Origin of the sequence: Moorena sp. SIO4G3 (assembly GCF_010692305.1) — a bacterium.
GTDB lineage: Bacteria > Cyanobacteriota > Cyanobacteriia > Cyanobacteriales > Coleofasciculaceae > Moorena > Moorena producens_A.
In genome coordinates, this window is the sequence record NZ_JAAHIG010000067.1 from 1 (window position 1) to 14,095 (window position 14,095).

Here is a 14,095-nt window from a genome sequence, read left to right on the forward strand (position 1 = left end):
ATTATAGCAATTCTACGACTTGTGAGGTACAAATTTCTGGTTTTTAGGGAGCAGGGAGCAGGGAGCAGGGAGCAGGGAGCAGGGAAGAGGTAAGAAGTAAGAGGGAAGATGGAAGAGGGAAGAGGGAAGAGGTGAAAAATAATGTGTACCTCATGAGTCCTAGAAACGCTATAAATGCACAACAGCTTACTGCCCATAACGCACTCTAGAGGATCAAGCGATCGCATAAGCGCGGAAGCTGAGGCCGTAGGCCACGCTTTGCGTTCGCGTAGCGTCGGCTTTGCCGAAACGCTTCATCGCATCCCTTCTAGTGCGTTCGCGTAGCGGCTCTGAACTCTTGTATATAAAGGTTTTTAAGACGATAGCTGTTCAAGTTCGCAAGCCATACTTTAATAATTGACTGACGGGTGACCCCCAATCTTTTTGCTTCCCGATCTAATGCTTCAATCATCCAAGTTGGGAAATCAACATTAACTCGTTTCTGCTCATATCCAGGACGTTTAGCATGGGAAGCGATGCAGCGCGGTCTTGGGGGTTTCCCCCATGAGCGACTGCATCAAGACAAGGTCTAAGAATTCAGTAATGTCTTCCCCCTGATCGAATTTGGCATCAAATTCTGTTGCTTTCATAAATAGCTACCTCTTCTTTTCGCGATCGCCTGACTGAGATAATCCGTACTCTGTCTGTTTTCTCCATAGGTTTGGTATCATAATGCTATCATGATAGTGTAATGATTAGGGCAAACCATGACCACTTTCACTCTACGAGATATTCCTGAAGAGCTTTACCAAAAGATTAAAGACATGGCTGCCCGAGAACGCCGTTCTGTGAATCAACAGATTTTGGTGTTATTGGAACGGTCTGTGCGACTCTCCCAGGGACCGCCAGTAGACGTTCTCAAAGGTGCTATTCAGATGCGCTCCCAGGTTAGATAATGATGATTGCCATCTTGAGTAGGTGTACTCAATACTAGCCTGCTATCTGATGAAAATTCAAAAGTACGTTCCAAGTCTGTACCAGTCCAGTCAGGAATAAGGCTAACTTCCACATGATGAACGACTTTGTTTCCTTTAATTTCATATTTACCGCTATAGGAAATGTAGTTAGTGGATGCCTGAAGATATCTAAAGATACCTTTAATATACTTCCACCCATTGATTAATAACCAGGGTTTTAATAAAACTTGTCTTGCTTTGATAAGCTCTTCAGGAGGAATATCAATATTCGGGCGATTTTCTCTCATAATGGTAGCAGACATATGTTGATATTCTGTGTATGTAAGATAACCAATGGGATTTTTACCCATTGGGTGGGAAACGTTTCCCTTTGGAGTTTTACTTTCCCAATAAATCAGCTTCCAAGTACCAACAAAATTAGTGTTTGTCATCTTTTCATCCTTATGTATTTAAATTAGTTATCAGTTATCAGTTATGTACCCACACGGTAGTCGTACACAATTCGTGATTTTAGCTCCTATTACCTTTACGAGATCCTAGCCAAACCACTACATCGTTACCACGACCGATATATCAGCCCAGAGCATCTTTATCCTTGGCTTGGTGCCTTAATAACGCACCCGACACCGGATGCGATCGCGTAGCGTGACCTACGGTCAATCGCTTTTGCCGATTCCCGATTCCCTACTCCCTACTCCCTACTCCCTACTCCCTACTCCCTACTCCCTACTCCCTACTCCCTACACCCTACTCCCTACACCCTACTCCCTACACCGAAGCTCCTCACAACCAATTTCCCAGCAAAATAAAAGCCGACCAGTAAATGGGGTGATTATATGCCTCGCTCTGCAACAGCTGTTGTTGAGCTTGACGTAACGCTTCAGCCTTGGTAACATTGCCCTTAGCTAACCTCTGATAGAAGCGAGTCATTAACTCTGTAGTGGCTACATCGTCCACAGACCAGAGACTGGCAAGGGTACTGCGTGCACCAGATCGCACTGCTACTCCAGCCAATCCCAAAGCCGCTCGGGAGTCTCCTGCGGCTGTCCTACAAGCACTGAGGACGAGTAATTCGATGGGATTTTTTTGCTTTTGATCGGCTGAGATCAGAGTATTTAACTCATTGAGATTGATCTCCTCGTCCCAGGTCAGGAGAAAGGTTTCTTCAGCGACTGAACTAAATTCACCATGAGTGGCCAGATGAACGACTTCGTAAGCAGAGGTATTAACTTCTGTATTGAAGTTCGATTCAGTAAAGGACTCATTGAGTAAAATCAATGAGGGAACTTCGGCTTTGATATTCTCTAATTCCACCTTCACCCCAGGAAGTGCTCCTAAATTGGGACGATGGGGACGAACTTCCGCCACTCCAGCACTTAGAACCGAAACGTTTTGTCTGACATTGGCTTGAGAGTCGATTAATTGTAAACTAGGTGCTACCGCAATACTGTATTTCTCGATGGAATAGCGTTCCCCGTCATAAAGCACAGACATGGGAATATTGCGCAAAGCCCCATCGGGGATAAATACTAGAGTGCGGATGTTACTGTTGGCTAGTTCAGCTTCAATCGGACCGATTAACCAGTCGTGTATTGTTTGTAAGTTTTCCTTTCTCAGAGCTCGCCAAGGGCTAGTAATATTTCTGATTACCGAAGCCAGTTGTTGTTCTATTTCTGGTTGAGGTAAGTTAGTGGTGATCTGGCGCAGAGGTTGTCCGGGCAAGGTGACAATTACTTCGAGGCGGTCTGGCAAGATAATGGTATAGAAGATCGCGGCTTTCGGGTCAATTTCGTCGATATTAACTGGTTTAGCATCTAGACAGGCATCCCGAAAAAAGTTGTCTAGTTCTGCTAGTTGTAGGGATTCAATTACATCTCGTGCTTGTTTGAGGTTTTCTTGAGATGCATTCGGTTCTAGGAGTAGTCCTACTAATTCTCGGTAGACTGGTTCAACCCTCTCTCGAAACCCAAACTTAATATCGCTACTAATGGCGACTAGGTCGCTACGGATATATTTGAGGGTTTGCACGGATTGAGAATAGGCCGCGCGAGCGCCTTTTTTATCTTCTTTTAGGTTGAGAATTCTGCCCAGTTGCCATTGCCATTGATAGGCTAAATCCGGAGCCTGGATTTCTTGAGCAATTAGTAAGGCTTTTTCGGTCAAGTCTTGGGCTTCATCAAGACGTGATTGGTTTTCGTATAATGTCCCCAAGTTACCAATAGCTTCAGCTTCGGCTCTTTTATATCCTAAATTCCTAGCTAGCTTAATAGCATCGGCGAGATAAGTAGCCAGGGAGTTGGGAGTTTTGAGTTGTGTGTTTTGAGATTTTAACAGGGTTTTGCTTAGCTTAATTCTAGCATTGATGGCGGTTTTAATGGGAGATAATTTAGTTAAGGTATAGTCGATAGCTGGCAATAATGCTCTGGCTCCTGACCACTCTTGTTTAGCTATCAATACACTCAGTTGATTTAATTGTCCCTGAATCTTCAGATGGGGTAAGGGAGATTCCTCCACAACCCGTTGATAGAAATCAAAAGCGTCTTCTGTTTCCCCTTTTAATCTAGCTGTATCTCCTAAACTGAGCAGATTTTCAGCAATCAAGGTCTGATCTGGTAAGTTTTCCGCTATGGCTAAACTTTGTTGTAAAATTGCTTGAGAGTCTTTGAATTTACCTACTCGGCGCAGCACATCACCTAGGTATTGGAGGGCGGTACTTTTGAGGCTGCTATCAGGTTGGTTTTGGAGAGTTTCCTGGATTTCAGTTAAGGTTTTAGTGGCTTGATTATACAACCCTAATACTCGTAAGGCTTGCACCTGGTAAATCTGACTTTCCGTGAATCTAGTTAAGTCTCCGATATCTTGGTAGATAGCACTCGTTTGCTGCCAAGTTGATAAGGCTTTTTCCCCCTGACCTAGTGATAAGTATACTTGTCCTTGTACTTCTAGAATTTGGGCTTGTAATTGTTGACGTTCTGTGGTATTATCAAGTTGTGATAGTTGGCTAAAACTCTGGGATAGTGTTTGTTTAGCTTGGTCTAGGTCTCCCAAGGTTTGATAAACTAAAGCGAGATTGACTAAGGAATTAATCTGACCAATAATGTCGCCACTCTCGGTGTAGTTACTAATCATTTGCTCCAACAACAGTATCGCCTCTTGATATTGACCTGTTTCATAGAGGTGTTGGGCTTGTTGGTCTAGGGAATCGGGAATCGGGAATCGGGAATCGGGAATTGGGAATCGGGAATCGGGTGTGATTGCTGGAGAATTTGATAATGCTTTCCCGGATGGCAGGAAGCAGGTTAATGCGATTGCAAATATAAATGATAGTTTTTTCATGTCCCTACTCCCTGCTCCCTGTTCCCTGTTCCCTGTTCCCTGTTCCCTCCTCCCGAATGGCAATCAAGATTGGGCAATATCTGCTCAACAGGAGTCCCCCTAAACGGTTGCGCCGTCAGAATAATCGTGCCATCCTTTGCTATTACCCAGCCTTGGGCTTCGATAATCACTTTTTTGTCTTGAGGGGGTCTGACTGTTCGCGTAGCGTGGCCTTTGGCCTTAGGTTGCTTTTGTAATGCTTGTCTGCTGCTGGCTAAGCCAGGACGAGAGAGCCAGCCCACTGTTCTGTCAGTATTAATCACCGGATCGTCTGCACTAGCTGGTAAACCCCCTTTACCGGTAATGAAAAAGGAACTGCCGCCAGCAATCCGATTATTCTCAAAGCCACAAAGGTCATTGGCCAGGATAGCTTCTGCATCTACCAGGCTTCCTGGCAACTCGATTAACCCTGAGGTCGGGTCTACTGAGGTTTTGAGTATGACTTGACCGTTGAAGGATGGGCCAAGTTCGGAGGTGGCGGTGATGTCATTTTCTGGAGTTTCACGGTCTCGAAACTCTAAACCAAAGATGCCTTTTGCCTTAATGGTCACACTACCTCCTCGGCCTTGTTGAGCATTAGCTGTGATGTCGCTATTTCCCAGACCGACTAAGGTATCAGTATCAATAACTATATTGCCCCCAGTGGTATTCTCAGCGTCAGTGGTAATCTTGCTTTTGTTGAGGAGTCGGATGTCACGGGAAGATAGAGTAATATTGCCTTTGTCTCCTCCTGTTTCTGCTGTGATGATTCCATTTTTGTTTAGGAAGATGGAGTTGGCATTAATCTTTACTTCGCCTGCTGAACTATTCTTTTCAAAGCTTCTAGCACTAACAACTGCTCCATCAGAGACCATTAACTGCCCAGTGGTAATCTTCAACAACTCTCCCGCTTTTCCTGTCCCTTGAGCTTGAGTAAACAAGCCGCTGCCAAACAGACCATCGGCTGAGGTACCAATCAGTTGAACCGTAGAGTCGGCGTTCACACTCAAGTTTCCCTCGTCCTTTTCACCAAAAGTGCTAGCTGAAACAACTGCTCCATCAGAGACCATTAACTGCCCAGTGGTAATCTTCAACAAATCTACCGCTTTTCCTATTCCTTGAGTTAGAGCTAACAAGCCGCTGGGAAACCCAGCATCGGCGGAGGTACCAATGAGTTGAACCGTAGAGGAAGCATCCACTGTCAAATTTCCTCCGTCCCCAAGACCAAAAGTGGCAGCTGAAGCAACTGCTCCATCAGAGACCATTAACTGCCCAGTGGTAATACTCAAATTTCCCGCTTTTCCTGTCCCAAAAGTTACAGTAAACAAGCCACTGGGAAACCGACCATCGGCTGTCGTACCAATCACTTGAACCGTAGAGGAAGCATCCACTGTCAAATTTCCTCCGTCCCCAAGACCAAAAGTGCCAGCTGAAACAACTGCTCCATCAGAGACCATTAACTGCCCAGTGGTAATACTCAAATTTCCCGCTTTTCCTGTCCCAAAAGTGTCAGTAAACAAGCCGCTTAAAATCCGACCATCGGCTGTCGTACCAATCACTTGAACCGTAGAGTCGGCATTCACACTCAAGTTTCCCCCATCCCCTTCACCAAAAGTGACAGCTAAAACAACTGCTCCATCAGAGACCATTAACTGCCCAGTGGTAATACTCAAATTTCCCGCTTTGCCAATTGATCCTTGATTAGCTTGAGTAGTCAAGCGGCTGGCAAACTGACCATCGGCTGTTGTACCAATGAGTTGAACCCTAGAGTCGGCATTCACAGTCAAATCTCCGCCGTCCCCTTCACCAAAAGTGCCAGCTGAAACAACTGCTCCATCAGAGACCATTAACTGCCCAGTGGTAATACTCAAATTTCCCCCATTTCCTGTGGCTCCTGGAAAAACTTGGGCTCCCAAAGCGCTGAGAGTACCATCAGCCGATACACCAATTACTCGAACAGATTCAGAGGCATCCACTGTCAACTTTCCCCCCTGTCCTGAGCCCAATACATTTGTATTTATTTGAGAACCACCCTCAAGACTCAACTGTGAAGCCTCAACCACTATCCCACCGCCATTCTGACTTCCGAGGGTACTCGCTAATACACGAGAGCGATCGCGTAAACTCACATTAGCTCCCTGCACCTGCATACTCCCACCACCTTCCCCACTGGTAGTGACAAAAGCACCGTCGGACAAACTAATATCCTGAAACTGTTGAACTGGTGAATAATCCAACACAAAACTAGTATCGGTTGGTGTCAATTTCACCACACCATTAGAACCAACACTCCCCAGCTCAATCCGTCCATTAAATGCCCATAGAGCGCCACCAGGAATAGTAACCTCACCACCAATTAGCCCTATGGTTTGACCATCTGGTACCTGAAACTCCCTAGACTGATTAGTAATACTTCCTGGATTTGAACCATATTGCAACCCAGATGGTATATTAATAGTTAATAACGGTTTCCCATTGGGATTTTTAGCGCTAAATACTGTGCCATCGTCAAACAACACACTATCAGCAGTACTCCCAAAAAATGACCCTCCCACATCCAGTCTGCTATTGGGACCGAAGACAATACCGTTTGGATTTATCACAAATAAGTTAGCATTGCCCAACACTCCCAGAGTTCCTAAAATATTGGAAATATTACCTCCAGTTACGCGACTCAAGATGTTGGCAATTCCAGCAGGTAAGCCAAAATAAACTCGCCCGAACTCTGCCACATTGAAATCTGAAAAGCTGTGGAAGAGATTACTGTCTCTAATCGCGCCACCTTCTATCAAATCTGCCAGGTTTCCGTTAACATTGACATTGGGGGTTACCACAGAGCTTTCATTCCCCAGGGTATTATCTGGGGTGATTTGCCCTAATGCCGTAGTTGCACCCAGTAGAGAACACAGCACAAAGGGACTTGCTGCCACAAGTCGGTCAATCCGAGGTTTCATGTTAATCAGTAGAGCTCCCGATGTCTCGAATTATTTCATAACATACCCGTTGATTATGTTAATTTTTATTAAGTCAATAGGGCAGTAGCCAAGGATGGATCTCAATCCATGAAAAAACACTCTTTGGCAATAGAATGCTAATATCATGTTATAACAATTACCCTTAATAAAAATATTCCCTATTTCCCTATCTACCCACACTTCTTTTAGTTATAGATTTACAATTATTACATGCACCCCTATCACTATACCAATCCGTGTAGGAATTGTGATAATTTTTGTTACCTTTTCCCTACTCCCTACTCCCTACTCCCTACTCCCTACTCCCTACTCCCTGTTCCCTGTTCCCTGTTCCCTGTTCCCTGTTCCCTTTGGTATATGACTACAGCAACTAATCCGACTGAAATTAACTCTGGTATTGGCGGTACCAAAAATTTCTACAACTGGAATTGGCAAGACAAACACTATCAAGTGGTCTACGAAACTATCGGCGCAGGAAACCCTGTACTGTTACTGCCTGCTTTTAGTACCGTTTCTAGTCGCACAGAAATGAAAGGTATTGCCAATCTACTCGCTACCAACTATCACGTTACGGTTCTAGATTGGTTGGGATTTGGCGAGTCTCAATGCCCTCCTGTGGATTACAATCCCGTATTATTTCAGCAGTTATTAGCAGATTTTGTTAAATCTGTTTTTAATAATAACTCAATTATCTTAATTGCTGCGGGTCATGCTTCGGGATACGCTTTAAAATTTGCCCAAGATAATCCAGATAGTATTTCTAAACTAATTTTAGTGGCTCCCACTTGGAAAGGACCGTTAAGAGTAATGGGTTTACCTGATGGAGTGAGACACGGAGTAAAAAACCTAGTGCGATCGCCCTGGTTAGGTCAGACTCTATACTATCTCAACACTACCCCTTCTTTTCTCCGCTTGATGTATAAACGCCACGTCTATGTAGATGAAACCAAACTAACTCCCGAATTTATCGCCCAAAAACACAAAATTACCTCCAAAGATGGCGGGAGATATGCACCGGCTGCCTTTGTTACTGGCGCAATCGATCCTGTTGCTAATCGGGATAAATTTTTGCAGCTTTTAGATTCTGTGCCCATGCCCGTATTAATTATATTAGCAGAAAATGCACCACCTAAATCAAAAGCGGAAATGATAGCGATGGCGGAGTTAGAACAGGTGCAAACTGTTAGATTAGCTGGAACCTTAGGTATTTCTGAAGAGTATCATGAAGCGGTAACAGCAGTGATTGAGGATTTTATTTAGCGATTTAGCGATCGCTTTAATAGCAGTTATATAGCAATTCTACGACTTGTGAGGTACACAATTTATAGATTTTAGGGAACAGGGAACACCGGATCTGGGAACAGGAACCCACCCCTAACCCCTCCCAGGAGGGGAATAGATAAGAGTGAATAGCGATGCGCTGCATTAAGAGGTGCGACCCGTGGCGAATTTAATTCTTAATGCGGAAAGCGCAGCTAAAAGGGAATCAACGTCAAAGAAGACTGTACCTTATGAGTCCTAGAAACGCTATAGCAATTCTCAGATTCATGAGGAAAAAGCTTATCCTTTTAAGGCAGAAGTAAGAAGTTCTTAAAGGCAATCAGCGCCAATCAAAACTGTACCTCATAGCTATGATAAACGCTATAAATAGTGGTTCTTCAGTACCTGGTATGCTAAATTTCCAGTTAAAAAACTTAGAAAGCTTACTGTATAAGAAAAATTAGGCTATTCAACTAACAAAATTTTATGAATACGGCATCTGACCACTGTTCCCTATTCCCAGATCCGCTGTTCCCTCTTACATACTGTTTATTTAGCATAACAAGTACGGAAGAGCCTAAATAGTTATATTTGAAGGAAATTATCCTGAGGGGGTGATATGAGTCCTGAAAAGTTTACTATACAGCGTTTTTCATAACTATCAGGTACACAGGATTTTTTTCCCTCTTACCTGTTCCTTCCAGATCCGCTGTTCCCTAAAATCTTATGTAAATTATGGGCTTAAATTATTACCCAGTAATGATTTAAGCTTGCATGTCCCCCCCCAGGAAACCATCATCATGAAATATATTGAAATTGAACCGTTGAATCGCGAAACTACGGATAGTGATTGGGTTAGACGATGCAGAATTAAGCGGATTGATGGCGATGTCCAAGTGGATCAGACTGAGCTATGGTTTCAATTCGATAAATCAATCGTGCCGCCGGAAGATAATGATTGTGACAGTTATTTACTTGCCGTCATTATGGATGCGATGAAAGAAGAAAGACATGTAATTGTTAAAGGGGAAGTCTCAAAACATCTCTTAAGTAATTTGGTTGAATATCAAGCAGCATGGCATAAATGGTTACCTGACATATATTCTTACATTAATATTAGGGCAGATTCTATAAGAGATAATAGTACCGCAGTATCTGGTGCCATATGTGCCTTTTCTGGGGGTGTTGATGCTACCTTCTCCGTATGGCGTCACTCCCAAGCAAAATTCAGTCATCGGTCTCAGGAGGTAAAGCTATGCTCAATAGTTCACGGGTTCGACATTCCACTTAGGGAAGAAACCTCATTTGATAATGCTAGCAAGAGAGCCCAAGAAACCTTAAGGGATATTCAGCTTAAACTAGTACCGATCAAAACCAACTATCGTGAAATTACAACAGTCAATTGGGAACATGCTTTTTCCTGTGTTTTAGTTGCTGTTCTTAGCAATTTCAAAAAAGTTGCCGGTACCTGTATTGTTGGTAGCAGTGAACCCTATGATTCACTGGTTATTCCTTGGGGTTCATCCCCGATTACAGATCATTTGTTAAGTTCTGGCGATTTTCATGTCATCCATGATGGTGCCAGCCATAACCGAACGGAAAAAGTAAAAGAAATTTGTGATTGGAAAGTTGGTATTGAAAATTTGCGTGTCTGTTGGCAAGGAGACTTAAAAGACAGAAATTGCGGTAAATGTGAGAAGTGCGTGAGGACTAAACTTAATTTTTTGGCGACAGGGAACCCTATTCCCAAATGCTTTCCTGATTCCAATATTATTGACGATATCAAAGAAATCACCCTGCCTAACCAAGCTGTTCGTGGAGAGTGGCGACAAATCTATGAGTATGCCAATAAAAACAAAGTCAACGATTCTTGGGTTGGGCAACTCCGCAGAACATTAAACAAAAAACCTTTAATTGACAAAATACTACCTAAAGGCACTGCGCAACGAGAGGTTGTAAAAAATCTAACCAGAAAAATAAGTGGACGCTGAGAGGATATCTGAAAAGTTTTTTTATACTGAATTTTGCCCCCCTAGCCCCCCAACTTTGGGGGGAACAAGAGTCTATTTGCTTCTAAAAGTCCCCCAAAATTGGGGGACCAACGGGGGCTTGGATGTAGCAAATGAGACTTCTCAGACAACCTCTGAAGGCGCGGCTGATTTTAGTCGTTTATCAGCTATCAGCTATCAGCTATCAGCTATCAGCTATCAGCTTATGCGTTAAGTCCCAGCGTCGTTCGCACAGCGTGGCCATTCGCACAGCGTGGCCATTCGCGTAGCGTGGCCATTCGCGTAGCGTGGCCATTCGCGTAGCGTGGCCAAAGGCCAAGGCACAGGCTTTGGCCTTGGCCAAAGCCTGTGCCACCTTGAGGTGCTTTTGAATAAAATAAGCTGACTGCTGACTCCTGTTCGTGTAGCGTGCGCGTAGCGCATAGGATGAATGCTTACGAAAATACAGGATTTATCATAGCTATAATAAACGCTATATAGCGAGATTAAAATCCATTCTGGAGTAAAACTATATGTCAGATTTGCTTAAAAGAATTACCATTAATCCGAGACAGTGCGGTGGTCGCCCTTGTATTCGAGGTATGAGAATTAGAGTATCGGATGTACTGGATTTGTTTGCGGCTGGACTTACTGCTGAGCAAATCTTAGCAGAAATGCCTGATTTAGAAGCAAATGATTTGCAGGCAGCACTTCTATATGCCTCACGTAAGCTTAATCATCCGGTGCTAGTTCCATGACAATTTGGGTAGACGCAAATTTGTCGCCTGGGATTGCAACTTGGATTAGCAATACTTTTGGAGTGACAGCATTAGCTTTACGGGATATTGGTTTGAGAGATGCTGAAGATCCTGATATTTTTGAGGCAGCAAAGGCTCAAAGCGTTATCTTCATGACTAAAGACAGTGATTTTGTCGATCTAGTCGATCGCCTTGGCTCACCACCTCAAATTATCTGGTTGACCTGTGGTAACACCTCAAATGATCGGTTGCGAGAAATTTTGAGTGCTACTTTACCAGAAGCACTAGAGCTTCTAAGGTCTGGTGAAGCATTAGTTGAAATTAGCGGAGACTAGCAGCGAAAGCTAACTAATCCCTGAACCAAAATCGAGCATGGGCAGCCTGTTGATTAGCAAAAATTATCCTCTTTGTAAGAATAAGGCTTAAGATCAATAACATTGCTACGCTCATCTCAAGCACCTAAACCAAGTAGATTTAACGTGACCTTGACTTGTTCAAGCAGTTTTTTATTAGATTTTTTAAAGAATGATATTCATAAAAATTATGGATATTATGACTAATCAGTATAATATCTATAAAAAGTGGTGATATCACGGATGAATATACCGAAAGATTCTTAATATGATTCTGGATAGGGTAGATCTAAGTCAATTTTATCAAATTTATCCCCTAAAGGGTCGATATCCAGAAAGCTTCCGTATAATAAATAGTTAGACATCACTCCTCGGTTGTGTTGTTCTTGTCCTTTCTCTGCCCTTAGCATTCCCTTACCACATCCCTGATTAACAACTCACCCATAAAAGTAGCCAGTTATGAGGTAGTTAAACATTATAGGAGTCCTATATGTCTTTGAGAAGCGATTCAATTGATTGGGCTATTAAGTTTGTAAATAATCACTCGGATGGGGATCTCTTTCCAAAAATTTTAGAGTTTGATGCCATTAATAATATGGCAGATGAATTTGTAAAGCTTGTGGAAGGGAAAGATCTATCAGAATTTCCACCTGGTTCTTGTCGCCGCTTCATCGTTCCCAAAGATGAAATAGCATATCGCCAAGCAACGCAATTAGATCCGCAAGACTCAATTATCCTAACAGCATTAATTTATCAATATGGTCAGGGCATTGAAGATCGAAGACTACCAAATACAAAAGTATTTAGTTATAGATTTAAACCAGATGCCACATTAGGACTTTATTCAAGCCAAACTGCATGGAACGATTTTTGGCAGTCAGCCTATAATGAAATTTGGAAATTTAATACAATCCTATACTGTGATATTGCTGATTTTTACAACCAAATTTATCACCACACAGTTGAAAATCAACTACTTGAATCAGAATTTCCTAATCAGGCTATAAAATGGATAATTCGGCTCCTAGAGTCAACAACAGCAGGAGTGTCGCGAGGAGTACCCGTAGGACCTCATGCTATCCACTTAATAGCTGAAAGTTCAATGATTCCAATCGACAATTCTCTTTCTTCTATTGGAATTAAGTTTATGCGCTTTGTAGACGATATGTTAATATTTTGTGATTCCTCCAATTCTGCTCAGGATGCATTACATTATATAGCCTCCACTCTTGATAAACAACAAAGACTCATGCTTCAAAGGCACAAAACTAAGTTCTATAATCCCTATGATTTTAGTGATTTATGCCTAAAAATGATTGAGGATCGACCAATTAGTTTGGCCGAAGATAGAGTTTTAAATATTGTCAAAAAATATTCCTGTGGTGATCCTTATTCAAGGGTATCATATAGTTCAATTTCTACTGAAGACTGGAAGGCAATATCGGGAGATATAATTAGTGGAATCATCCAAGAATATATAGGTAAAAAAGCATTTACAATACCAAATCCAAAACAAATAATAGAACTATTTGATGTTCATTTAATATGGAATTTAATATGGAAAAAAGTTAGATCAGTATTTAACTTAGGTGAACATGAAGTAGATTACATTCGCCTTAGATGGTTTTATAGGCGCTTAACGCAAATAGGACATCCTGGCGCTGTTGATATTTCGCTTGAGAATATAGCAGAATTAGCTCCCTGTTTTTCTAACATCTGTGCTTATTTATCTTCAGTTCAAACTATCGAGCAGGAACAATGGGTGCAAATCGGAGAAAAACTACTAAATTTACTAGAATCTCCTCAAGTACAAGGCAATGAATATTTTCGACTTTTAATTTTGAGCTTGTTCACTAAAAATCAACACATTAACCATTTTGCAAAATTAGCTAAGCAATATACTTCTAGTGAACCATTTGCTAGGAGAGAGATACTTCTATCAGCAAAACAAAATGAAGCCTTTGATTGGCTCCGTGAATATAAAGAGAATTATCAAACTATGGATCGTTGGCAACAAATCGCTTATATATACAGTTGTTCAGGCTTTCCAAAAGATGAAAAAAAATATTTTTTGAATAGATTAAAATTGAGCAGACCTTTTGAGATTGTCCTACAAAAATGGGCAAAAAAGGTCTAACAACCGTGTTACAGCAGACGGAACAGAACATGGTGGTGAGGTTTAAAATCTACTGCCGCCGCTTATCTTCACGGTTATCTCAACAAACAATACTTGTTTCACAATTAGGGCGATCGCTTGAAGTAATTCCCATTTGTTCTAATTGTTCCCTAATGCTTTCCCGTAGCAGTGTCTGCGGCACATCGCTTTTTCAATTCGTGGACAATCTGGTTAGTGGCAACGCCATTGATTTAAAAAAATAGTCACTTGTTCGTGTATATTTAAAATTTTCTTTTAGCTATCCATGGTTCAAAAAAAACTATTGCACTGACGCA

At 42.3% G+C, this 14,095-nt stretch carries 15 protein-coding genes; 8 read left to right on the forward strand and 7 right to left on the reverse strand.

Going from position 1 to position 14,095, the window contains the following annotated elements; genetic code table 11:
- Both F6J99_RS14615 and F6J99_RS14620 read right to left on the reverse strand, forming a co-directional pair.
- Positions 1-227, reverse strand: a 227-nt coding sequence (locus tag F6J99_RS14615; RefSeq protein ID WP_293113553.1) for a hypothetical protein, incomplete at its 3' end; no start/stop codon positions are given.
- Between the two features lie 273 nt (positions 228-500).
- Positions 501-629 carry a hypothetical protein gene (locus F6J99_RS14620; RefSeq protein ID WP_293113554.1) on the reverse strand — a complete coding sequence of 43 codons (129 nt, stop codon included), beginning with the start codon at positions 627-629 and terminating at the stop codon, positions 501-503.
- A 117-nt stretch (positions 630-746) separates the two neighbouring features.
- Here F6J99_RS14620 and F6J99_RS14625 point away from each other — a divergent pair, with 117 nt between their 5' ends.
- Positions 747-935, forward strand: coding sequence for an Arc family DNA-binding protein (locus tag F6J99_RS14625; protein ID WP_293113555.1), 189 nt, complete (start codon positions 747-749; stop codon positions 933-935).
- Here the strand turns inward: F6J99_RS14625 and F6J99_RS14630 are convergent.
- Positions 911-1,387, reverse strand: coding sequence for a lipocalin-like domain-containing protein (locus tag F6J99_RS14630; protein WP_293113556.1), 477 nt, complete (start codon positions 1,385-1,387; stop codon positions 911-913). The genes F6J99_RS14625 and F6J99_RS14630 overlap by 25 nt on opposite strands.
- Before the next feature lie 214 nt (positions 1,388-1,601).
- Between F6J99_RS14630 and F6J99_RS14635 the strand changes: the two genes are divergently transcribed.
- Positions 1,602-1,832, forward strand: a complete 231-nt coding sequence (locus F6J99_RS14635; RefSeq protein ID WP_293113557.1) for a hypothetical protein — start codon at positions 1,602-1,604, stop codon at positions 1,830-1,832.
- On the opposite strand, the gene F6J99_RS14640 is transcribed toward F6J99_RS14635, so the two are convergent.
- Both F6J99_RS14640 and F6J99_RS14645 read right to left on the reverse strand, forming a co-directional pair.
- The gene (locus F6J99_RS14640) at positions 1,740-4,292 is read right to left on the reverse strand and encodes a CHAT domain-containing protein (RefSeq protein WP_293113558.1); all 2,553 of its coding nucleotides are present in this window, start codon (positions 4,290-4,292) and stop codon (positions 1,740-1,742) included. The two genes, F6J99_RS14635 and F6J99_RS14640, sit on opposite strands and share 93 nt — an antisense overlap.
- Positions 4,289-7,264, reverse strand: a complete 2,976-nt coding sequence (locus F6J99_RS14645; protein WP_293113559.1) for an S-layer family protein — start codon at positions 7,262-7,264, stop codon at positions 4,289-4,291. Before F6J99_RS14645 ends, F6J99_RS14640 begins: the two co-directional genes overlap by 4 nt.
- A gap of 378 nt (positions 7,265-7,642) precedes the next feature.
- Between F6J99_RS14645 and F6J99_RS14650 the strand changes: the two genes are divergently transcribed.
- Positions 7,643-8,545, forward strand: a complete 903-nt coding sequence (locus F6J99_RS14650; RefSeq protein ID WP_293113560.1) for an alpha/beta hydrolase — start codon at positions 7,643-7,645, stop codon at positions 8,543-8,545.
- Between the two features lie 800 nt (positions 8,546-9,345).
- The gene (locus F6J99_RS14655; protein ID WP_293113561.1) at positions 9,346-10,536 is read left to right on the forward strand and encodes a hypothetical protein; all 1,191 of its coding nucleotides are present in this window, start codon (positions 9,346-9,348) and stop codon (positions 10,534-10,536) included.
- Between the two features lie 202 nt (positions 10,537-10,738).
- On the opposite strand, the gene F6J99_RS14660 is transcribed toward F6J99_RS14655, so the two are convergent.
- Positions 10,739-10,909, reverse strand: coding sequence for a hypothetical protein (locus tag F6J99_RS14660; protein WP_293113562.1), 171 nt, complete (start codon positions 10,907-10,909; stop codon positions 10,739-10,741).
- A gap of 157 nt (positions 10,910-11,066) precedes the next feature.
- On the opposite strand from F6J99_RS14660, the gene F6J99_RS14665 reads away from it, so the two are divergent.
- Complete coding sequence (locus tag F6J99_RS14665; protein WP_293067687.1) at positions 11,067-11,291, forward strand: DUF433 domain-containing protein; 225 nt, start codon at positions 11,067-11,069, stop codon at positions 11,289-11,291.
- Positions 11,288-11,626 carry a DUF5615 family PIN-like protein gene (locus F6J99_RS14670; RefSeq protein ID WP_293113563.1) on the forward strand — a complete coding sequence of 113 codons (339 nt, stop codon included), beginning with the start codon at positions 11,288-11,290 and terminating at the stop codon, positions 11,624-11,626. The genes F6J99_RS14665 and F6J99_RS14670 overlap by 4 nt, the downstream gene beginning before the upstream one ends.
- A 281-nt stretch (positions 11,627-11,907) precedes the next feature.
- On the opposite strand, the gene F6J99_RS14675 is transcribed toward F6J99_RS14670, so the two are convergent.
- Positions 11,908-12,054, reverse strand: coding sequence for a hypothetical protein (locus F6J99_RS14675; RefSeq protein ID WP_293113564.1), 147 nt, complete (start codon positions 12,052-12,054; stop codon positions 11,908-11,910).
- 80 nt (positions 12,055-12,134) lie between these two features.
- On the opposite strand from F6J99_RS14675, the gene F6J99_RS14680 reads away from it, so the two are divergent.
- Together F6J99_RS14680 and F6J99_RS14685 are read left to right on the forward strand one after the other, a co-directional pair.
- Entirely contained in the window at positions 12,135-13,781 is a 1,647-nt protein-coding gene (locus F6J99_RS14680) for an RNA-directed DNA polymerase (RefSeq protein WP_293113565.1), read from the forward strand.
- A 5-nt stretch (positions 13,782-13,786) separates the two neighbouring features.
- A complete protein-coding gene (locus F6J99_RS14685; protein ID WP_293113566.1) occupies positions 13,787-14,023 on the forward strand; it encodes a hypothetical protein in 237 nt (78 codons plus the stop codon).
- The last annotated feature ends 72 nt before the right edge of the window (positions 14,024-14,095 follow it).

Excerpts from the sequence above, each read along its gene's own strand:
- F6J99_RS14620 (WP_293113554.1), bottom strand. The coding sequence starts at position 629 with ATGAAAGCAACAGAATTTGATGCCAAATTCGATCAGGGGGAAGACATT.
- F6J99_RS14625 (WP_293113555.1), top strand. The coding sequence starts at position 747 with ATGACCACTTTCACTCTACGAGATATTCCTGAAGAGCTTTACCAAAAG.
- F6J99_RS14630 (WP_293113556.1), bottom strand. The coding sequence starts at position 1,387 with ATGACAAACACTAATTTTGTTGGTACTTGGAAGCTGATTTATTGGGAA.
- F6J99_RS14640 (WP_293113558.1), bottom strand. The coding sequence starts at position 4,292 with ATGAAAAAACTATCATTTATATTTGCAATCGCATTAACCTGCTTCCTG.
- F6J99_RS14645 (WP_293113559.1), bottom strand. The coding sequence starts at position 7,264 with ATGAAACCTCGGATTGACCGACTTGTGGCAGCAAGTCCCTTTGTGCTG.
- F6J99_RS14650 (WP_293113560.1), top strand. The coding sequence starts at position 7,643 with ATGACTACAGCAACTAATCCGACTGAAATTAACTCTGGTATTGGCGGT.
- F6J99_RS14655 (WP_293113561.1), top strand. The coding sequence starts at position 9,346 with ATGAAATATATTGAAATTGAACCGTTGAATCGCGAAACTACGGATAGT.
- F6J99_RS14665 (WP_293067687.1), top strand. The coding sequence starts at position 11,067 with ATGTCAGATTTGCTTAAAAGAATTACCATTAATCCGAGACAGTGCGGT.
- F6J99_RS14670 (WP_293113563.1), top strand. The coding sequence starts at position 11,288 with ATGACAATTTGGGTAGACGCAAATTTGTCGCCTGGGATTGCAACTTGG.
- F6J99_RS14675 (WP_293113564.1), bottom strand. The coding sequence starts at position 12,054 with ATGCTAAGGGCAGAGAAAGGACAAGAACAACACAACCGAGGAGTGATG.
- F6J99_RS14680 (WP_293113565.1), top strand. The coding sequence starts at position 12,135 with ATGTCTTTGAGAAGCGATTCAATTGATTGGGCTATTAAGTTTGTAAAT.